Annotated in this window: 19 protein-coding genes; 3 read left to right on the forward strand and 16 right to left on the reverse strand. The window is 62.6% G+C overall.

Translation table 11 applies throughout. The features are described from left to right. Positions 1-4: 4 nt before the first annotated feature. From M0D68_RS15120 to M0D68_RS15180, 13 genes are all read right to left on the reverse strand, one after another. On the reverse strand, positions 5-868 hold the full coding sequence (locus tag M0D68_RS15120; protein ID WP_244869785.1) for an intradiol ring-cleavage dioxygenase: 864 nt from the start codon (positions 866-868) through the stop codon (positions 5-7). A gap of 8 nt (positions 869-876) precedes the next feature. After that, positions 877-1,986 (reverse strand): branched-chain amino acid ABC transporter permease, encoded by a 1,110-nt coding sequence (locus M0D68_RS15125; RefSeq protein WP_244869786.1) that lies wholly within the window; start codon positions 1,984-1,986, stop codon positions 877-879. Positions 1,987-1,995: 9 nt separating this feature from the next. Beyond that, a complete protein-coding gene (locus tag M0D68_RS15130) occupies positions 1,996-2,862 on the reverse strand; it encodes a branched-chain amino acid ABC transporter permease (RefSeq protein ID WP_200620395.1) in 867 nt (288 codons plus the stop codon). Then, complete coding sequence (locus tag M0D68_RS15135; protein ID WP_211706924.1) at positions 2,859-3,569, reverse strand: ABC transporter ATP-binding protein; 711 nt, start codon at positions 3,567-3,569, stop codon at positions 2,859-2,861. The genes M0D68_RS15130 and M0D68_RS15135 overlap by 4 nt, the downstream gene beginning before the upstream one ends. Before the next feature lie 2 nt (positions 3,570-3,571). Then, positions 3,572-4,294: an ABC transporter ATP-binding protein gene (locus M0D68_RS15140; RefSeq protein WP_211706925.1), complete on the reverse strand. Its 723-nt coding sequence runs from the start codon at positions 4,292-4,294 to the stop codon at positions 3,572-3,574. A 20-nt stretch (positions 4,295-4,314) separates the two neighbouring features. Further along, entirely contained in the window at positions 4,315-5,604 is a 1,290-nt protein-coding gene (locus tag M0D68_RS15145) for an ABC transporter substrate-binding protein (RefSeq protein WP_266210973.1), read from the reverse strand. Between the two features lie 42 nt (positions 5,605-5,646). Continuing rightward, a complete protein-coding gene (locus M0D68_RS15150; RefSeq protein WP_211706927.1) occupies positions 5,647-6,705 on the reverse strand; it encodes a maleylacetate reductase in 1,059 nt (352 codons plus the stop codon). A 6-nt stretch (positions 6,706-6,711) separates the two neighbouring features. Next, positions 6,712-8,175 carry an aldehyde dehydrogenase family protein gene (locus tag M0D68_RS15155; RefSeq protein ID WP_211706928.1) on the reverse strand — a complete coding sequence of 488 codons (1,464 nt, stop codon included), beginning with the start codon at positions 8,173-8,175 and terminating at the stop codon, positions 6,712-6,714. A gap of 96 nt (positions 8,176-8,271) precedes the next feature. Then, entirely contained in the window at positions 8,272-9,267 is a 996-nt protein-coding gene (locus M0D68_RS15160; RefSeq protein ID WP_211706929.1) for a hydroxyquinol 1,2-dioxygenase, read from the reverse strand. A gap of 36 nt (positions 9,268-9,303) precedes the next feature. Next, positions 9,304-9,795, reverse strand: coding sequence for a hydroxyquinol 1,2-dioxygenase (locus tag M0D68_RS15165; RefSeq protein WP_211706930.1), 492 nt, complete (start codon positions 9,793-9,795; stop codon positions 9,304-9,306). Positions 9,796-9,966: 171 nt separating this feature from the next. Then, positions 9,967-10,932 (reverse strand): LysR family transcriptional regulator, encoded by a 966-nt coding sequence (locus M0D68_RS15170; RefSeq protein ID WP_093645125.1) that lies wholly within the window; start codon positions 10,930-10,932, stop codon positions 9,967-9,969. A 94-nt stretch (positions 10,933-11,026) separates the two neighbouring features. Continuing rightward, entirely contained in the window at positions 11,027-11,983 is a 957-nt protein-coding gene (locus M0D68_RS15175; protein WP_211706931.1) for a zinc-binding alcohol dehydrogenase family protein, read from the reverse strand. Positions 11,984-12,021: 38 nt separating this feature from the next. Beyond that, a complete protein-coding gene (locus tag M0D68_RS15180) occupies positions 12,022-12,273 on the reverse strand; it encodes a hypothetical protein (RefSeq protein ID WP_093645129.1) in 252 nt (83 codons plus the stop codon). Positions 12,274-12,370: 97 nt separating this feature from the next. Here M0D68_RS15180 and M0D68_RS15185 point away from each other — a divergent pair, with 97 nt between their 5' ends. Continuing rightward, a complete protein-coding gene (locus M0D68_RS15185) occupies positions 12,371-13,171 on the forward strand; it encodes a helix-turn-helix domain-containing protein (protein ID WP_211706932.1) in 801 nt (266 codons plus the stop codon). A gap of 57 nt (positions 13,172-13,228) precedes the next feature. Here the strand turns inward: M0D68_RS15185 and M0D68_RS15190 are convergent, their stop codons facing one another. Further along, positions 13,229-14,230, reverse strand: a complete 1,002-nt coding sequence (locus M0D68_RS15190; RefSeq protein WP_211706933.1) for a 3-hydroxybutyryl-CoA dehydrogenase — start codon at positions 14,228-14,230, stop codon at positions 13,229-13,231. Further along, complete coding sequence (locus tag M0D68_RS15195) at positions 14,227-15,333, reverse strand: NAD/NADP-dependent octopine/nopaline dehydrogenase family protein (protein WP_200653973.1); 1,107 nt, start codon at positions 15,331-15,333, stop codon at positions 14,227-14,229. Before M0D68_RS15195 ends, M0D68_RS15190 begins: the two co-directional genes overlap by 4 nt. A 216-nt stretch (positions 15,334-15,549) precedes the next feature. Between M0D68_RS15195 and M0D68_RS15200 the strand changes: the two genes are divergently transcribed. Together M0D68_RS15200 and M0D68_RS15205 are read left to right on the forward strand one after the other, a co-directional pair. Then, positions 15,550-16,533 carry an AraC family transcriptional regulator gene (locus M0D68_RS15200; RefSeq protein ID WP_200574830.1) on the forward strand — a complete coding sequence of 328 codons (984 nt, stop codon included), beginning with the start codon at positions 15,550-15,552 and terminating at the stop codon, positions 16,531-16,533. A gap of 5 nt (positions 16,534-16,538) precedes the next feature. Next, positions 16,539-17,612, forward strand: coding sequence for a LysR family transcriptional regulator (locus tag M0D68_RS15205; RefSeq protein WP_200653971.1), 1,074 nt, complete (start codon positions 16,539-16,541; stop codon positions 17,610-17,612). Positions 17,613-17,664: 52 nt separating this feature from the next. On the opposite strand, the gene M0D68_RS15210 is transcribed toward M0D68_RS15205, so the two are convergent. Beyond that, positions 17,665-18,759, reverse strand: coding sequence for a porin (locus M0D68_RS15210; RefSeq protein ID WP_093645141.1), 1,095 nt, complete (start codon positions 18,757-18,759; stop codon positions 17,665-17,667). Positions 18,760-19,108 lie beyond the last annotated feature (349 nt).

A 19,108-nucleotide genomic window follows, 5' to 3' on the forward strand; every position in this document is an offset into this window, starting at 1 on the left:
CTCCTCACGCGAGTCGTCGACTCATCACGAAGTCGCGCTGGACTTCGAAGAACGGGCTCGGCAAGTCCCATTCCTTCGCGGCCGAAGCGCTGTGGTTCGGCACGTAGTCGATTACGAGCGAAGGCTTCGCGCCGAATACCGCGTCGGAGTCGACATACGGATCACCAGCGGAATACAACGCGGTGGTGAGCGTCTCGTAGCCGGGTGCCTCGATCAGGAAGTGGATATGCGCGGGCCGCATCGGATGACGTCCGGTCGCGAGCAACATCTGTCCGACCGGGCCATCGGTCGGAATCGGATAGCTGGTTGGTTTGATAGTTCTGAATGCGTATTCGCCGTTCGGTCCAGAACGGAATTTGCCGCGCAGGTTGCTCTCGGGCTGATCAGGATCCTGGCCTTCGTACATGCCGTTATTGGCCGTTTCCCACACCTCGATCAATGCGCCGGGCACTGGTGCGCCACGTTCGTCGACGAGACGGCCGTGGATCAGCGTCGGCTCGCCTTCGGTGCGCGCGATGTTGGCGCCGAAGGCCTCATCCTTCGCGCCCTCGCGGTAGAACGGACCGAGCAGGCTGCTCTCGGTCGTGTCGCCTGCGCGCTCGTGATTGATCGCGTCGACCATGATCGACAGGCCGAGCGTGTCCGACAGCAGGATGAACTCCTGGCGAATGCCGCTGCACTTGTTGCCGGTCGCCGTCAGGAATTCAATGCCGCGGCGCCACTCCTCGCCAGTCAGTTCAACCTCGCTGGCAAATGCATGCAGATGCTTGACCAGCGCGGTCATGATCTGCTTGAGTCGAGGATCGGTGCAGTCGGCAAACGTCCTGAGCACGTTCTGCGTCAAGGGGTGAATGGTTTCGTCGTTCATTGTCGACCTCATGCGCGATGGGGAGCCGACGGCGCTTCGACGGAATCGGGCGATGCATCGCGCGGCGAAGCTTGCTGTGAATCTTGTTGAGAAGCGCCGGCATCGACGAATACAACGCGGCGTCCCACGGGGAACAATTGCAGTCCGTAGCGGCGCGATACGAAGCCCCACAGCCCTTGCGGGAAGAACATCGTCACAACGATCGCCAGCGCACCGAGCCCGATCAGATACCAGGTGCCGAAGTCGGAGAGGAACTGGTTGAGCACAAAGAAAATCAGCGCGCCGACAATCGGCCCTTCGAGCGTGCCCAGGCCGCCGATCATCACGATGAAAATGCCGAACGCGGTCCAGTTCACCGAGAACGCCGCGTCCGGCGAGATACGCAGGTTGCCGACGAAATACAGGCCACCGGCCAACGCTGTACCGCACGCGGATACCAGATAGACGAGCAAGCGTGCACGCTTCACGTCGACACCCTGACTGCTGGCCGCCACGGCGTTGTCGCGCATCGCGGTCAATGCGAGACCGGCTTTGGAACGCAGAAACAGATACAGCAGACCGATCGCGGCCGCGACGATAACGAGCGCGAGCCAAAGCGTCAGCGATTCACGCAGCGCACGCGGCACGTCCTGCAACGCGGTGAGGCTGGTGCCCGAACCACCGCCCAGCACCGAGACGTTCGCCACCGTCAGCCGGAACACTTCGGCGATCACCCACGTGCCGATCGCGAAGTAACCGCCTTCGAGCCGGAACGCCACCATCGATACAGGAATTGCGATGACCGTTGCGATTGCCGCCGCGATCGGCACAGCGACGAACGGCGAGATCCCGCAGTAGTTGGCGAGAATCAGCATCCCATAGCCGCCGATGCCGAAGAACGCCTGCTGCCCGATCGACACCATCCCGCCATAGCCCGCCAGCAGATTCCACATCAACGCGAACACCAGATACGACGCGAGCTGCACGAAGTCGCGCATCGCATCGCGCCCGGCCCACCATGGCGCGCTCGCCACCGCCAGCGCGACGATCAGCAGCACGATCATCGCCACGCGGCTCGCACGCGTCGCGCGCCGCACTTCGAAGCCCCCTGCGGGCCGGTTCATATGCATCATCGTCATATCGAGCCTCTATGCGGTTTTGGGCAGCAAGCCCTGCGGCCGGGCCACCAGCACGCCGAGAAACACCACGTGGCCGAGCCAGATACCCCAGCCGGGATCGAAGTAAAAACCCACCTGCTGCGCAATTCCAAGCGCCATGCCGCCGACGAAGGTGCCCCAGAACGAGCCCATCCCGCCGATGATCACGGCTTCGAACGCGTACAGCAGCAATGCCGGGCCATCGGTCGGCGACACCGCGGTGCGCATCGAATACAGCGCGGCAGCGACTGCGATCAGCACGAACGCGATGCCCATCGCGAGTGCATAAGTGCGGCGATAGGAGACGCCCATTAGTTGCACGATCTCGCGGTCATCCGAGGTGGCGCGAAACGCGCGGCCAAGTGACGTGCGGCCGAACAACCACTGCATGGCGAAAGCCAAAGCGGTGGTGACGACCAAAGTGACGAGCGGCAAATAGCCCAGCGTGATACCGCCCGCGAGCGTGAGGCTCTTCGATTCGAAGCTGCCGGTTGCGATCGAACGCGGATCGGCGGAGAACACCTGTTGCAATACGTTCTGGATCACGATCGACAAGCCGAACGTGACGATCAGCGAAGGCAGCGGATCGCGGCTGCTCACCCGATTGAGGATCGTGTACTGCACCGCGTAACCCGCACCAAACGCAATCACGAGCAGCAGCACCAGCGACACGGCGAGTGGCAGATGCGCGTAGTTCGTCAGGGCGAACAGCACGAACACCAGCAGCACGATGAAATCACCGTGCGCGGTGTTGGTGAGCCGCATCACGCCGAATACGAGCGATTGCCCCATCGCGAAGAGCCCATACAGCGCGCCGAGCAGCACGCCCTGTACGACGATATTGATGAACGTGTTCATGCGACCGCTCCAAAATATGCCTGTGTGATGGCCTCGTCCGACACCTCGGCCGACACGCCCGCCAGCGACACGCGTCCTTCCTGGAAGCAATAGAAACGCGACGACACGCGGCGCGCCAGTTGCACGTCCTGCTCGACGACGATTGCACTCATGCCGTCTGCGACAATCGCGGGCAACGCCGCATAGATCTCGCGCACGATCACCGGCGCGAGGCCGAGCGAAAGTTCGTCGCACATCAACAGATCGGGATTGCTCATCAGCGCGCGGCCGATCGCGACCATCTGCTGCTGACCGCCCGACAAGGCCGTGGCCGCATGGTGACGGCGCTCGCGCAAGGCCGGAAACAGCGAGTAGACGCTTTGCAGGTTCCAGCGGCCGGGCCGTTTGGAAAATGCGCCGAGCAGCAGGTTTTCTTCGACGCTCAGGCTCGCAAACAGACGCCGCCCTTCCGGCACCAGCGCAATGCCCTTGCCGACAATGCTCGCCGCAGCAGCGCCGCCAATCGGCTCGCCGCGATACAGGATCTGCCCGGCGGAACGGGGGCGCAGCAGCCCCGCCACCGATTTCAGAAAGGTCGACTTGCCCGCGCCGTTGGAGCCGATCAGCGCGATCACCTCGCCGGGTGCGACTGTCACGTCGATGCCGAACAGCGCCTGGAAGTCGCCGTAAAACGCGCTCAGCGCGCGAGTCTCCAGTAATGCCGACATGGTCACGCCTCCAGTCCGAGGTACACGCGCCGCACTTCGGGGTCGTCCATCACGGCGCCGGGCAGGCCTTCAGCAAGCCGTTTGCCGAAGTTGATGACGAGCAGCCTGTCGGCCACCGCGAGCAATGCATGTACGACGTGTTCGATCCACACGATCGTCACGCCCGCTTCTTTCACGCGGCGAATCTCGTCGACGAGTTCGTGCGTTTCGGGTTCGGTCAGGCCGCCTGCAATTTCATCCAGCAGCAACAACTGCGGCTGCGTGGCCAATGCGCGGGCCAGTTCGAGGCGCTTGCGATCCAACAGCCCCAGCGTGCCGGCCAACTGGTTGGCGCGCGCTTTGAGCCCCGTGCGTTCGAGCACATCCATGCAGACGTCGTAGGCCGCGTGCTCGGCCAGTTCGCCACCGAAGGTCGCGCCGACCAGCAGGTTTTCGAATACCGTCATGCCGCCGAACGGCCGCGGCACCTGATACGAGCGGCCGATCCCCGCCGCGCATCGGCGATGTGGCGATAAGTGGTTCACGTCCGCGCCGTCGAATTCGACGCTGCCCTGATCGGGCCGCACGTCACCGCTAACGAGGTTGAACAGCGTGGTCTTGCCGGCGCCGTTCGGGCCGAGAATGCCGTATGTCTCGCCGCGTTCGACCGCGAAGCTGATGTCGTCGGTCACCTGTAGCGCGCCATAACGCTTCGACACGCCGGTCAATCTTAGAACTGGGTTCATCACCGCTCTCCGCTATACATTCACGCGATCAGCTTGAGCGGGCCGGATAGCGGCACGTTCGGCGCGAGCTGGTTGTTGACGATGGCGAGATCGAAGCGATGCTTTTGTCCCTTCACCCATTGGCCGCCTACCAACGGCGTCTTCGCGACGTTCTTCACCGGTCCGCTGCCCCATGCGACATGACCGACCAGCGTATCGAGCTTCGTCGCTGCCACTGCGTCGCGGATCGCTTCATTCGAGTCGATGTCTTTCGCGCGCTTTAGCGAATCGACGGCGATTTCGAACAACGCATGCGCGAAACCGATCGGCTGCGTCCATTGTTTCGACGTGATGCGCTCGTAGTCGTCCGAGACTTGCCGCGCGCTTTGTCCCGTCAACGACGACTTGAACGGATGCGAAGGCGACCACCACACCTCGGTGGAGAGGCCATCGCCGAGATCGCCGAGCGCTTCGATCGAAGTGGGAAACAGCAGTGCCTTGCCGATCGAAATGACTTTGGGCTTCAGTCCTTGCTGACGCGCCTGCACGAGGAAGTTCTTCGCATCGGGCGGAATCACGACACCGGTCACGATCTGCGCATTCGCCTGCTTGAACGACGAAATCTGCGCGGAGAAGTCCTGCGTCATGCTCTGGAAGCGACCAGGATCCTTCAGCGTGAAGCCTTTCTGCGCGAGCACTGGCGGAAAGCCAAGCTTCGCATCGCCCCAGGCGTTGCCGTCGCCATCGTTCGGAAACAGACCGCCAACACTGTGATTGGTCTGCACCGCTTGCCACATGCCGGTGTAGACGGTGATCACATCCTCGAGCCCCCAGAAGAAGTGATAGGTAAAGCGGAAGCCTTTCTTCGGATCGCCCTTTCTGCCGAAGAACCAGGGCTGCCACGGCACGACCGTCGACACGCAGGGCATCTCGTTCAGCTCGCACGCATCGCTCACCGGATTCGCGGTCTCGGGTGTACCGGAGACGAGCATGATGTCGACCTTGTCCTTCAGGATCAGATCGTTGGCGACTTCGCCGGCGCGATTCGGATTCGACTGGCTGTCCTTGACGACGATCGACACCGGATAGGTTTTGCCGCCGATCACGATGCCGTTTTTCAGCGTCGTCTGCATCTGCTGGATCGTGAAGCGGTCGGCTTCACCGAACGGCGCGAGCGGGCCGGTTTGCGGCGACACGTAGCCGATTTTCAGCGTGCGCGGGCCGGCGGCGAAGACGAGCGGCGAGAACGCCGAGGTTGACGCGGCGAGCGCGCCACCCGCGGCGAGTGTGACGAAGCGGCGGCGCTTCGCATCGAAGGAATATGCGTCCATGGTTGTCTCCTGAATTTTTTTGTATGAGTGGGGGCGTTCGTGCTAATCAGGCCGTCTGCCTTCGAACGCAGCTTCCAGCAGCGCGCGTAGCGGCGTTCGTTCAACCGGCCGCGGATTCCAGTACGGGTTCTTCAACGCGAGATCGAGCGCGAGGTCGAGATCGCTTGCGCTTACACCAATGTCTTTCAACGCGGTAGGCGCACCGTTGTCGCGTGCGAGGTCGAATACACCTTGCGCGGCGTCGTCGGCATGCAGCGCGTGTGCGATACGCTTCATCGCCCCCGGTGCGGCCTCACGGTTATAGGCGAGCACGTGCGGCAACACGATCGTGTGCGTTTCCGCGTGCGGCAGATTGAACGTGCCGCCGAGCGTATGGCACAGCTTGTGATGCAGCGCCATGCCAACGCTGCCGAGCACGGCGCCGCACAGCCATGCACCATAGAGGCAGTCGCCGCGTGCGGCGAGATCGTCCGGTTTCAGCATCACCCGAGGCAGACCTTGACCAAGCGCGCGGATACCCTCTTCCGCCATCAGCGCAATGATCGGGTTCGTGTCCTGCGCGTAGAGCCCCTCGGCCGCGTGGGCGATTGCATTGATGCCGCTCGTCAGCGATAACGCGGGCGGCAGCGACGTGGTCAACGACGGGTCGTAGATCACCGTTCTCGGCAATACCCGCAGATCGCGGCCGGTTTTCTTGATGCCGTCCTCGGTGAGGCCGTAGATCGGCGTCATTTCGGAGCCTGCATAAGTGGTCGGAATCGCGATGATCGGCAGCGAGGTTTCGAGCGCGATCGCCTTGCCGAGTCCGGTCGTCGAACCGCCGCCTATCGCGATCGCGCAATCGGCGCCGACCTGCGCGGCAAAATCGCGGGCCGCGCGGGCGGTTTCGATTGGCACGTGCATCACCGCTTCGGCGTAGACGCCTGTCGCCCGCGAGCCAAGACCTGCCGCCAACGCTTCGGCCTGGGCACGCTGCTGTGGCGTGGACAGCACGATCGCGCGCATGGCGCCGAGCAAGCCGATCTCTCGATCGAGCTGGTCGAGACTGCCCACACCGAAAATCACGCGTGACGGCAGGCCGTTATAGACGAACGATTCCATGGCGGTTCAGCGCGGGTAGTAAGGCGGAATCTGCGCATCCACGTTGACCCAGACCGACTTGGGCTGCGTGTATTCGCGCATCGCTTCAAAACCCATCTCGCGTCCATAGCCGCTCGCGCCGACACCGCCGAACGGAGACGCGGGGCTCACGCGCTTGTAGCAGTTGATCCACACCATGCCGGCGCGAATCTCGCGCGCCACGAGATGCGCGCGTTGCAGGTCGCGTGTCCAGAGACCCGCGCCGAGACCGTATTCGGTGCCGTTCGCGATCGCGAGTGCTTCTTCGTCTGTGCGGAATGTGGTGACCGTCATGAACGGACCGAACACTTCTTCCTGCGACACGCGATGCTCCGGCTTCGCTTCGACAATGGTCGGCTCGACATAACAACCATTCGCCAACGTGGCATCGTCCGGCGCCTTGCCGCCCGCCAGCACGCGGCCACCCTGTTCACGTGCGACGTCGACGAACGACAGCACGCGGTCGCGATGCTGACGCGAGGTGAGCGGACCCATTTCGGTCAGGGGATCGAGCGGATTGCCGATCCGGATCGTACGGCTCAACGCGACGAACTTTTCCAGCACTTCGTCGGCGATCGATTCGTGCACGATCATCCGCGAGCCGGCGATACACGCCTGCCCCTGATTATGGAAAATCGCGAACGCGGAACCTTGCACAACGGCACCGATATTCGCGTCGCCGAATACGATGTTCGCGCCTTTGCCGCCGAGTTCGAGCTGGACCTTCTTCAGATTGCCGCTCGACGCCTGCACGATCTTGCGGCCGATCGCAGTCGAACCGGTGAAGGCGACCTTGCTGATCTCCGGATGCTCGGCGATGTACTGACCTGCCACATGACCGAGGCCCGGCAAGATATTGACGACACCCTCTGGAAATCCAACCTCCGCCATCAGTTCGGCGATGGCGAGACTCGAGAGCGGCGTGAGTTCAGCGGGCTTCATGATCACGCAATTGCCTGCCGCAAGCGCCGGCGCCATCTTCCAACTCGTGAACATCAGCGGAAAATTCCACGGCACCACTTGCCCGACAATGCCGACCGGCTCGCGCGTCATGTAGTTCAGAAAACCCTGCTCGACCGGAATTACCGAGCCTTCGAACTTGTCGGCCATGCCGCCGAAATAGCGGAACGTCGCTGCCGTGCGCGGTACATCGAGATTGCGTGTGTCGCGAATCGGGTGCCCAGTATCGAGCGATTCGAGGCGCGCCAGTGCATCGGCGTTTGCTTCGATTGCGTCGGCGAGTTTGAGCAGCAAACGCCCCCGCTCCATCGCGGCGAGATTGCTCCACTTCGGAAACGCCGCCTTCGCAGCCGCCACGGCGCGGTCGACATCGGCGGGTCCGGCCATCGCGACTTCGGCAATCACCGAGTTGTCGTGCGGATTAAGGGAGGCGAGCGTTTCGCCGTTTGCAGCCGGCACGAAGCGGCCGCCGATGAAGAGTTGCGTTTGCATGTCAATCCCGCGCAAGTAAAACTTTGGACGTGACAATCCCCGCGGCGCCAGCGGTCTGGCGCCGTTCGATCGACGATCGGAGGGGATGTCTGAGAGTTAGATCTGGATCGGATACGGCGGCAATTCACCGCTTTCGTAGCGCTTCGGCAGATCGGGCGTGGCGTTCTCCCACACCAGCAGCATCGAACGTTTCTGCGAATAGCCCTTGTGGCGGATGTCGGCCGGCATCGCGGCGATATCGCCCGCGTTCATCGTGATGCGTGCACGCGGCTCGCCGCTGTCTTTATCGGCGACGTCCCAGATGATCTGGTCGGACAGTTGCAGAAACCACTCGACGCGGTCGTTGCCATGAAACACCGGCAGCACGAATTCCTCGGTGGTCGGGCAGAACAGGCTCTGCTGGCAGACCGACGTGACCGACGGATTCCACGTCACGTCTGAGCGAGACAGGTACTTGAAGAGGCTGAACGCATGCAACGCGCTCTCAAATCCTGGCTCTGCATGAATCTCGGGTTCATCCTGAACCACATCGGCGAACTGGCGATTGACCGGCAAGTCGTCACGCAATGGCGAATCGCCTTCGAGGCCGGGCATACGCTTCGTGGCGATCCGCGTGCGCTCGATCGCGGAGATGTTGTCGCCATGTTTCGTGCCGAACGCGGAGCCGGTTTCTTCAGGCGCGGCGAACGGATCGAAGCCTTCGTTGACCCAGTCCCGCAGAATCGCCTTGAACGTGGCCATGATGAGCGGCGTGTCGAACTGCTGCATATGATCGACGCCGGCTTCCTTGAAACTCGCGTTGTACGCACCGGCATACATGTCGACCTTGCCGTAGTGATTGCGGGTGCCGATCACTTCGTCGAAGTTGACCCAGCCGTAGAAGAAACCCCACGCCACGTCGCGCATCATGGCGCGCAGGAAGTCGTCGGCATGCATCTGGTGCGAGCGGATCTGGCCTTTCGCGGGCCATTTGACGGTGGCGAAATAAGCATCTCGGCTAAATTCGAAATCGCCGAGACGGAACGTGCGATAACCGCTCACCGCGTCTGCCTCGCTCGCGGTGACGTTTTGCAGGGTGCTGGCTTTGTCCATGATGGGCTCCAGTAGAGGATCGATCGGTAGAGGGAATCAGTGGATGCAGATGTCGGCCCACTTCTCGACCGAATAGCGCCCGAGGATCGTCTGCACGAGCAGCACGCCTTTCGTCCTCGCTTCGAAGCGATACGCGGCGCCCGCAGGCAGCAGGGCCTGATGACCGCGACGCAGCCGCACATAACCCATCGACTGGCCCGACGGTTGGCCTTCGAGCCGCACGCTGCCTTCGGTCTGCGCGTCGACCAGCGGGCCGTCCGACGGCTTGATGAAAAAGATGTCGATCTCGCCGTCGAGCACGACCGCGAATTCATCGTGCGACGCAGCAAACCACGGCGACGAACCCTCCGCGCGCAGTGTCTCGATCACGTACTTGAGATTCTTGCCGACGACGACTTTCTCGTAGGGCTCTGCGCGGCTTGCGACGTCGAATACGTTCGACATCGCGTAGTGCTCCGGTTTGCCCGTGATGATTTCGATGGAGCCTTTGCGGAAATTGTCCAGGCTACCGAACCAGGTCTCTTGCATGTCTGCCTCCAGTTGATCTACGAATCCGCGAATGCGTTGCTTGGATCGAAGATTAAGTGGCGGCAGGCGCAACAGCAATGATCTGAGGGTCGGGAAACGCGAACCATGGGTGCTTCAAAATCGCGCCAGGGAAACTACCTGGTGGAGAACCCGCGGGTTCTGCGGGGGTTCTCAGTCTTCGGCCAGCTCCTCGCCGACGCTTTTGGTCTCGTCGTCCGGCGGTGAAATGCCGAGCGCCTTGTCCCACTGCGGTTCGCGCAGATAGCGGGCGCGCAGGAAGTCGACGAAAGCCTTGACCTTGGTGGTCGAGCGGTGCGAGGCAGGATAGACCGCCGACAGCCACAACGGCGGCGCCGCGTACTCCGGCAGCACGCGTTCAAGGCGCCGTTCGAGCAGATCGGCCGCGGCGACCATCGTCGGCAAATAGACGACGCCCGCACCGGCCCGCGCGAACTCGAGCAGCAGGTGCACGCTATTGGTTTTAAGTACCGGATTCAGCGCGATTTCGAAGCACTCGTTGCCGCGCATCAGCGGCCACTTGTCGCCCCATGGGTAGTACGAATAACGGGCGAAATCGTGCCGCAACAGGTCGAGCGGCGTCTCGATCACCGGCTCTTCCTTCAGATAACCGGGCGCCGCGCACAGCACGCCACGCACGGGAAAGAGACGCCGCTCCACCAGCAAATTGGACGCCGGCGGATAGATCTGCAAGGCCAGATCAAAGCCCTCCTGTACGGGATCGATCACCCGGTCATTGACGGTCACGACGAACTCGACGCGTGGGTAAGCGGCGCGGAATTCGATCAGTGTTTGCGAAAAATGCCCAAGCGCGAAGCCCGGTAGAACATGGATATTGAGCGTGCCGGCGAGCGCCTGCGGATCGCCGCGCGAGCGTCCGGACAGATCGTGGACCTTGTTGACCAGCTCGGCGCACTCACGGTAGTAAGTCTCGCCGAGTTCCGACAGGCGTACCGCGCGCGTTGAACGATGAAAGAGCGGCACGCCGAAATGGTCTTCGAGCTGCTTGACGCGCGAGGTCACCACCGATTTGGCGACGCCCAGCTGGCGCGCGGCACCGGCAAAGCTCTGTGCTTCCGCGGCCCGCACGAACGCTTCCATCGACATGAACAGGTCCATCTTGTCTCCTCCGGTCTCTGTGGCCCGTAGTCTGCCTTGCTTACGGCAAGTGTAGTCTGCTTCGGGCATCGAGACGCGGCAACGACAACTGGAACTACCGGAGCGTGAAGACAGTGCGGACCTGGCTATCGCTGCTGCCCCAATGCAGGTTCAGATCGGAAAGCGGCACGGCCTCCGTTGCAATCTGAAGTCCGGCGGGTACCGTTGCATTGAACACTTCTTTTACCGCATGCAGGAGACGAGGCAAAGTCACGCTGCCAATTCCGCTGCCCAGCAGGGTGATCGCGGTCGCGCGCAGCACGGCCGCCGGTAACTGGATATCGGCACCGCTAATCGCGCCGATCTGGACAAAGCGAACCGGATAAGCATCAGCCGATGCTTTTGCCGCAGCGATCAACAATGACCGTGCGCTGGGTCCCCACAGGTAATCCAATACGACGTCCACCCCTTGGCGAAAATGTGATTCGAAGGCGCGGCTCAGGCTGTTTTCGTCCTGCTCTAGCGAGATCGTGAAATCGGCACCGGCACGTTTGAGCGATTCGAGGCTGGCCGGATTACGGCCTGTCGCGATGATTCTTCCGGCGCCGAGATGCTTCGCGATCTGCACAGCAAGTCGCCCGGAGGCACCCGTTGCGCCGTTGACCAGCACCGTCTCGCCTTGCACAAACCTGGCGCGCTCGGTCAGTGCGGCCCAGGACGACATGCCCGGAATCGCGATAGCGGCCGCTGTGACGTCGTCGATCGCATCGGGGAGCGGAATGCAGTTTGCCTCGGGCACGAGGCTGCGTTCCGCCAGCGCGCCAAACGGCGCTTGCGGGGCGAAGAAATAGACACGTTGGCCGTCTTCGAGACGCCCCGTACCATCGACGCCCGCGACGAACGGGAACGCGCCCGACGCCGAGTAATGCGAGCCCGCTGCCTTGCTGCGGGTAATCCGGCTCAACGCCGAAGCGGCGACGTCGATCAGATGATGGCCAGCCAGCGCATTGGGACGATCGAAGTCTTCGTAAGCGGGTGGCTGCCCCGCACCTTTAACTACTGCAGCTTTCATGAGAATTCCTCGAAGAGAAGATTGAGGCTGCGTCCCGATCAATGTGCGTCGAGCCAATTGCGCAGCGAAACATCACGGATCTCGAGCACATCGAAGAGTCCTATTGCGCGCAGTGCAGGCAGCCCTTCGACAATGTCGGCCTCGGCATGGGCACGCGCCTCTTCACTGGCGCCTTCATCGCTCCAGATACGCGCACTGGCGAGAAAAGCCGCGACGGTGCCCTTGCGGACCGTCGTGCCGTTGAAGTCGACCTGGTCGACGTGATCGGGAAGAATCTGTTCTGCTCGCATCGCACTGCACTCCGGTCGTTAAAAGAACAAAACCAGTGTAGTCGTGCAAAAGCGGCCCGTCTCCGGTATAAAGGCCATTCCATACGGTGTTTCGGCCATGTCCACTTACCTCATTCGCCCCGATCTCGTGACCTCGCAGGAAGGTCCCTATCTCGCCGCGGCCGAGCTGACGCAAAACGAAGCGCGCGCGACGGCGCCACATAGTCATGCGCGCGGACAGCTCATGGGCGCGCTGAGCGGCCTCGTCTCGGTCGGACTCGACAAGCAGCAATGGGTTGTTCCTGCGATACACGCGATCTGGATTCCGCCGCATTGCGTCCACTCCGTGCGGTCGTATGGCCCGTTCTCAGGGTGGAGCGTGTTTATCGCTGAAGAAAGGTGCGCGCCCTTACCTCGTGAGCCTCGCGCGATCAGGACGGCCCCCTTGCTGCGCGAAGCCGTGCGGCGCGCGGCGACCTGGCCGGGCATCGAACTCGACGAGGCGCAGACGCGTATTGCGGACGTCATCGTCGATGAACTTGCAGCGGCGAAAGAGGAATCACTAGGTCTGCCGAGCCCCGACGATCCAAGGCTCGTCAGGATCACCGACGCGTTGGCGAGCGACCTTTCAGACAATCGCCGCCTGGAAGAATGGGCCGCGTGGGCCGGCGTCGCACCACGTACTCTGAGTCGGCGTTTCGTGGCGGAGACGGGCCTGACGTTCGCACAATGGCGTCAACAGGCCCGTCTGCTTCGAGCGCTCGAGCTCGTCGCGGATGGCCTGCCTGTCACGACGATTGCGCTCGAACTCGGCTACGACAACGTCAGCGCGTTTATCGACATGTTCCGGCGAGTGATGGGGACGACGCCAGGGCGATACGCAACGGCTGCGAATCCAGACGATAGAGTCGTCATCTGATTCATGAGGGGCGTCCACACCGTTTCGCCCTCAACGAACTTTCTTCGCAGACGCCGTTCAGCTTTTCAACGCGGCATTAAACACAGGCGCGAGTCCCGTGTTGTCGAGCAAGCTGCTGAATTCACCGAGCCGTTTGTGCAGATACGCCGGCACATCGACATCCGCGTAATCGTAGAAGCCACGCGCATCGCGCAGACCATCGTGGCCTTCCCGCATGTTGTCGCTGACGATCGTGGCGGGCAGGAAGCGCGGATCGATCGCCCGCGCCAGATAGTGCGACGCATAGTAGAGAATGTCGCAGCCGCCCCAGTCGATAAATTCGAGCAGACCCAGCACGGAAAACCGCAGACCGAAACCGGTACGGATAGCCGTATCAATGTCTTCCGCGCTGGCAACGCCCTCCTCGACCATGCGCGCGGCCTCGTTCATCGCCAGCGCCTGGATGCGCGGCACGATGTATCCCGCCGACGGCGCGCACACCACCGGCACTTTGCCAACCCGGCGCAACAAGGCGACCACGCGCTCAACGGTCGCTGCGGCCGTGGCATCGCTACGACTGACTTCAACAAGCGGCATCAAGTGAGCCGGGTTGAGCCAGTGCGCGTTGAGAAGCCGCCCGGGATACGCGACCACTTGCTGAAGCTCGGTCACGAGAAACGTCGACGTGGTCGATGCAAACAACACGTCCGCCCCGGCGTGTTCGCATAGCCAGGCGAACGCGGTCTGCTTGGCTTCCATCACTTCCGGCACGGCCTCGAAGACGATCTCGCCTTCGGCAAGCTCTTCCCGCGCGTGCTCACGATCCACGATGACGATGCGCGCCATCGTCTCCGCAGCCTGCGCCTCGCTGATGCGGCCCAACACCACCAGCGTCTGCAACTGCCGCACGATCTCGCCACGCGCGGCAGCCGCGAAGGCGCTGCGAGCCGCCGGGTCGCGCTCCTTGAAGTCGATCAGCGTTACGCGCAAGCCGGCATAAGCGAAGGCAAGCGCGATGCCTTGCCCCATCCGCCCCGCACCGAGGATATGAACGTGCTGGATGTCGACGGCCGCGCTCATTGATCGAAACCCCGTTCGAGCAAGGCCGTCATCGCCTCGCGCGAAAGCGACGCAAGGCCCAGCCGCTCGAGCGTGCGGCCTTCGCCGTACAGGTCACGCTCTGACACCGCGCTCGCCAGATTCAGCAGACCTTCGGCGACGGGCGTCGGCACGCCAGCCCAGCGTCCCGCCGAAACAAGAAACGACAAACCGAGCCGCGTATCTTCGAGCATATAGCGGTGCGTCTTCAGATCGATGTCCTCGCGCCAGTCGCCGCTATCGGTCAGCTTGCCGTGCGCGCCGCGGCCGTACATCCACTCGTCGCCCTCGCTCGCATAGTGGTCGGCGAGCGGAAAATGCGGCGCGCCGTAGCCAAGGGCCTCGCGTACCGCCATACGTTCGGCGTCGAGCACACTCGTCACGCGGCGGATCGACGGTTGCGTGCCTTCGTTATGGATGTCCCAGGCATCGAAGTGCTCGAGCGGGCCGGCGTTCATCATGATCAGTGGCGGGTGGATCACCGGTCCCGCGTTCATCAGGGCGCCGCTCAACGCATCCTCGATCGGTTCGACCGATGGATAGGCCTGCTGCAGCACCGGAACCGCCCACGCCGCAAACTGTGCGGGAAAGACGCCGCTCGGCAGGCGCGTAGCGTACGCGCTCACCACCACATTGTCTTCGCCATGTTTGCGTGCGAGGTACGGCAACGTGCCGGTCTCCGCGAAGGCCACCTCGTGCGCGTTGCCCGCCTCGTGCATCGCCTTCGCGAACACATAGCTGCCGAACGTGCCGGGCGGCAGGAACACCACCTGATGGTCCGCGAGAAATGGTGCCAGTTGAGCCGCCAGCGCTTCGTGCGTCGTTGAAGGCAACGGAATCACGATGAGCGCTGCGCCCTCCACCGCTTCCGCCAGATCGTCGACGAGACGTATCGCGCCTGGCTGCGCGCCGATCGGCACCCGCCGCTCGCCGCGAAAGTCCTTGACCTTGAGCGCGCCGAGTTCGCGCAGCCGCGCCGCGGCGACCGTATCGCGGCGCCACCACGTCACGTTATGGCCTTTTTCCAGCATGTCGATCACGGCCGCATAGCAGCCATGCCCCCCGCCCAGTACGCTGACATTCATCACACTTCTCCTTGTTCGATGATCATCAGACTACGGGGTCGCCGGCACAAAGACGCTTCACCGCGCGCAAGCCGCATTCAAATCCGGCAACTCAATGAGAATGCGGTCGCGCGCCTGATGAACAATCGCGCTATCCGGGTCGATCCGTTCTTGCGCGAAAAAAATGGCCATCGCATGATGAGCGCGCTGCCCGCTCCCCCGCTTCGAGGCCCATGAATGGAAATCGCGATTTCACGCAGAAACCGTAACCGTCTGATCGCATCGCACGCCCGCGAGGATATCGAGCGGGAAGTGTCACAGGTGCTCTGTCCGCACCGGATGGAAGTCGCACACCGTGGCCCGCTCAACGCCGAGCTATACGGCGTCGCGCTCCATCAGGCGATGCTCCTCGAACTGCACTACGGCAGCGAAACCCACATCGACGCCGGCGACATCGGCAATCACTACCTGTTTCGCACCACGCTCAGCGGCCAATGCGCGCTGGAATCGGGCGGCGAACGCGTTTCGCTGCGGGCCGGGAGCCTGAGCGTGTCATCGCCCGCACGCATGAGCCGCATCGTCACGGATCGCGAATGCCGCAACCTGCTCTTGCGGATCGACCGCCAGGCGCTCGAGGTCAAGCTTGCCGAGATGTTGAACGACAGCGTCAAACAACCGCTCGTGTTCGATCTCGCTTTCGACAATGCACACACGGGCACCACGGTTTTTTTGTCGACCCTGCGCTACCTGTGCAATCTGTGCGATCAGTTCGACGAGCCCGCGCAGGAACGGATCTTCGGCCGCGATCTGACGCAGTGGCTGATGACGGTTCTGCTCAGCCAGCTGCCGCATTCGTACAGCGCGACGCTGGCCCGTGCCTCCTCGTCGCCACTGCCGGTCCATGTGCGCCGCGCGCGCGACTATATCGACGCCCACCTCGACGAGCCGCTGCGGATGGACGCCCTGGCGCGCGCCGCCGGTGTTTCGACGCGCACGCTACAGAACGGTTTCAGCCAGTTCCTCAATACGTCGCCCGGGGGCTATATCCGCGAACGGAGGCTCGAAGCCGTGCACCGCGCACTACAGACGCAGTCTGAACGCTCGGTGACCGATATTTTCATCGAGCACGGCGTGCACAGCTTTGGGCATTTCGCCAAGGCGTACGCGCGGCGCTTCGGCTGCCTGCCATCGGCCACCGCGAAGCGCATGGTGCGCAACTGACTCCCATGCAGACCGATCCCGCCAATTCCGCTGATCCGACCGCTTCTGCCGATTCCGTTTCGCACGAACATGACCCGTTGGCCTTCGCAGAGACCGCCGGGGCCCCGCGCGTACGGGACCTCGATCTGAACCTGCTGAAGGCATTTCACGCGGTGTACATCGAGAAAAACGTCGGCCGTGCGGCGTTGCGGTTGGGGATCACGCAGCCTTCCGTGAGCCATGCGCTTGCCCGCCTGCGGCTCGTGTTTCGCGACGCGCTGTTCGTGCGTACGCCCGGCGGTGTCGAAGCAACGCCGCGTGCGCAGCGCCTTGCGATTTCCATCGATCGCGTGCTGGAGATTCTCCAGGACATGCTCGATGAAGGCGCGCAGTTCCGCGCCGCCACGTCTCGCCGCGTGTTCCGCCTGCATATGAGCGACTTCGCCGAAGCCGCGTTTCTGCCGACGCTAATGCGCGAACTCGATACGCGAGCGCCCGGTGTGGTGATCGAAACCCATCAGATCGACGACAGCCAGTTCAACGTGGCGCTCGAATCCGGTCGCATTGACTTCGCGCTCGGGCATTTCCCGCATGCGTCGAGCCACTTTCACCATAGCGAACTGCTGCACGAGCGTTATGTGCTGCTGATGGCGCGGCGCGTGGCGGAGCAGTTCGAACTGCGGGAAGGCTATACGTTGAATGCGAACGTGCCTGCAGGGCTGCACTTCATCGCGGTCACTTCTCACCCGCAATCGGTCGAACTGCTCGAGCGCTATGGGCTCACCTCGCGTGTGCGGATCGCCGTGCCGAACTTTATGGTGGTGCCGGCTATCCTGAGCCGCTGCGATTACGCGCTGATTCTGCCCCGCACCGTTGCGCGTGCGTTCTCCACGCTCGGTGAATCGGCCGTGTTCGAACTCGAAGATGCGCTCACGTGGCCCGTGAACGCCTACTGGCATCGCCGTTTCGATACCGATCCCGGCCACCGGTGGCTGCGCGGTGTGCTCATGGAGCTGTTCCGGATCGGCGCCCGTGAGCCTTTCGACAGCTGGCTCAGCGCGCCGCTCGATCTCAATCCGGAAGGCGTACGTAGCGCCTGAACGCGTCGGGAGCGACCCGCCGCTTCACCAGCGGGTCAGCTTGATCGGCCGCCTAGAAGGCCGTCATGATGCCGGCCACCACCGAGCTTGCAGTCGCGCCAGCCTTCGCCACCGATACCCCGCCACCCGCCGCGCCATTGACCGTGAAGTTCGCGTGCGCGCCGTTGCGGATCATCGCTGCGCCCGTATAGAGCACGGTGCGCTTCGAAAGCGGATAGTCGCAGCGCACGCCAAACGAATCTGCATTGCCTGCGCTGTCGGCCACTTTCCGGTAATGACCGTAGCTCAGCAACACCAGCGAACGGCCCACCGGCACGGTGGCGTCGAGTTCGAACAGATCGTTGTGCGGATTCGAACTGGCGGCGTTCACGCTCGTCGTGACGTCCGGCCCGCCGCGATGCCGTAGATAGATGAAAGCCGGTTTGATGAAGCCGAAATCGTACGAGATTGCCCCAAGCGCGTAATTGCCGGCGGCCGTCGGACTTTTCGCGTTCAGTGCCGCCGCACTCGCCGGACTGAAGGTCTGCTGCATGTAGTCGGCGTCGATCGACAGACTGCCGTTCACGTAGTTAACCGAGGCGCCATACGTATCGCCCAGCGTCGAAGGAACGTTCGATGCACCGTTCGCTCCGCGCGCGGCGATAGCCCGCACCAGCACGCCGCCTATACGAGGCGAGGAATAGCGTATCGAGTTGTTCACGCGCAGAAAGGTCGGCCCGACGAAGTTATTCGCCGCATTGCCCCATGCGAGGCCGGCGCCGTCGCCCGGCAAGCTGTAGGTCACGAACGAGGTATGCAGGACTGTGTAATTGACGCCCGCCTGCATCGCGCCAAACGGACCCGACAGCCCGACCCACGCTTCGCGTCCGAACAGCGCGCCGTTGTTGCCGAGCGTACCGTTAGCCGAATTGAAGCCGTTTTCGAGCTTGAAGATCGCGCGATAACCGCCGCCAAGATCTTCACTGCCCTTCAAGCCGAATTGCGTCGCGAAGATATCGCCGCTGCCCATCCGCACCACGTGGTTGGGGCCGAAATTCGCGTATTCGATCGACGTGTCGATCCGTCCGTACAAAGTCACGCTCGATTGCGCAAGCGCGGGTGCCGCTGCGAGGCTCAGCAGCGACACGCACCACATCCGTTTGGTCATTCCCTTAGTCCCGGCGAAAGTCTGGTTCTAACTGCCGCGCGGATTTGCCGTCGCGACGCTCGTGTTTTCCGTCTTCTCCAAAGCCTTTCGTTTGATGGAGCGGAAAACGAAGCGAGTCTAGGAACACCAATTTCGAGCGTCGATGAATGCGCACATATAACACTTATAGACAGTGCGAATGAGGTGGGCCGCGCACCGTACCACGGCCTCTTGAGCCTTATGGGACAAGCCTTTCCGGCCGCCTCCTGGGGAAAACTTTAGTGACCCAGGGGAATCTCGCCGTGTGTGCGCAGACCTTGCGTATATGTTTCGGAAATTTGTTTACATACGCTGCTTCGCAACCTCATTG

The sequence above is a fragment of the Paraburkholderia sp. SEWSISQ10-3 4 genome, from assembly GCF_030464785.1.
GTDB lineage: Bacteria > Pseudomonadota > Gammaproteobacteria > Burkholderiales > Burkholderiaceae > Paraburkholderia > Paraburkholderia aspalathi.

Excerpts from the sequence above, each read along its gene's own strand:
- M0D68_RS15120 (WP_244869785.1), bottom strand. The coding sequence starts at position 868 with ATGAACGACGAAACCATTCACCCCTTGACGCAGAACGTGCTCAGGACG.
- M0D68_RS15125 (WP_244869786.1), bottom strand. The coding sequence starts at position 1,986 with ATGACGATGATGCATATGAACCGGCCCGCAGGGGGCTTCGAAGTGCGG.
- M0D68_RS15130 (WP_200620395.1), bottom strand. The coding sequence starts at position 2,862 with ATGAACACGTTCATCAATATCGTCGTACAGGGCGTGCTGCTCGGCGCG.
- M0D68_RS15135 (WP_211706924.1), bottom strand. The coding sequence starts at position 3,569 with ATGTCGGCATTACTGGAGACTCGCGCGCTGAGCGCGTTTTACGGCGAC.
- M0D68_RS15140 (WP_211706925.1), bottom strand. The coding sequence starts at position 4,294 with ATGAACCCAGTTCTAAGATTGACCGGCGTGTCGAAGCGTTATGGCGCG.
- M0D68_RS15145 (WP_266210973.1), bottom strand. The coding sequence starts at position 5,604 with ATGGACGCATATTCCTTCGATGCGAAGCGCCGCCGCTTCGTCACACTC.
- M0D68_RS15150 (WP_211706927.1), bottom strand. The coding sequence starts at position 6,705 with ATGGAATCGTTCGTCTATAACGGCCTGCCGTCACGCGTGATTTTCGGT.
- M0D68_RS15155 (WP_211706928.1), bottom strand. The coding sequence starts at position 8,175 with ATGCAAACGCAACTCTTCATCGGCGGCCGCTTCGTGCCGGCTGCAAAC.
- M0D68_RS15160 (WP_211706929.1), bottom strand. The coding sequence starts at position 9,267 with ATGGACAAAGCCAGCACCCTGCAAAACGTCACCGCGAGCGAGGCAGAC.
- M0D68_RS15165 (WP_211706930.1), bottom strand. The coding sequence starts at position 9,795 with ATGCAAGAGACCTGGTTCGGTAGCCTGGACAATTTCCGCAAAGGCTCC.
- M0D68_RS15170 (WP_093645125.1), bottom strand. The coding sequence starts at position 10,932 with ATGGACCTGTTCATGTCGATGGAAGCGTTCGTGCGGGCCGCGGAAGCA.
- M0D68_RS15175 (WP_211706931.1), bottom strand. The coding sequence starts at position 11,983 with ATGAAAGCTGCAGTAGTTAAAGGTGCGGGGCAGCCACCCGCTTACGAA.
- M0D68_RS15180 (WP_093645129.1), bottom strand. The coding sequence starts at position 12,273 with ATGCGAGCAGAACAGATTCTTCCCGATCACGTCGACCAGGTCGACTTC.
- M0D68_RS15185 (WP_211706932.1), top strand. The coding sequence starts at position 12,371 with ATGTCCACTTACCTCATTCGCCCCGATCTCGTGACCTCGCAGGAAGGT.
- M0D68_RS15190 (WP_211706933.1), bottom strand. The coding sequence starts at position 14,230 with ATGAGCGCGGCCGTCGACATCCAGCACGTTCATATCCTCGGTGCGGGG.
- M0D68_RS15195 (WP_200653973.1), bottom strand. The coding sequence starts at position 15,333 with ATGAATGTCAGCGTACTGGGCGGGGGGCATGGCTGCTATGCGGCCGTG.
- M0D68_RS15200 (WP_200574830.1), top strand. The coding sequence starts at position 15,550 with ATGGAAATCGCGATTTCACGCAGAAACCGTAACCGTCTGATCGCATCG.
- M0D68_RS15205 (WP_200653971.1), top strand. The coding sequence starts at position 16,539 with ATGCAGACCGATCCCGCCAATTCCGCTGATCCGACCGCTTCTGCCGAT.
- M0D68_RS15210 (WP_093645141.1), bottom strand. The coding sequence starts at position 18,759 with ATGACCAAACGGATGTGGTGCGTGTCGCTGCTGAGCCTCGCAGCGGCA.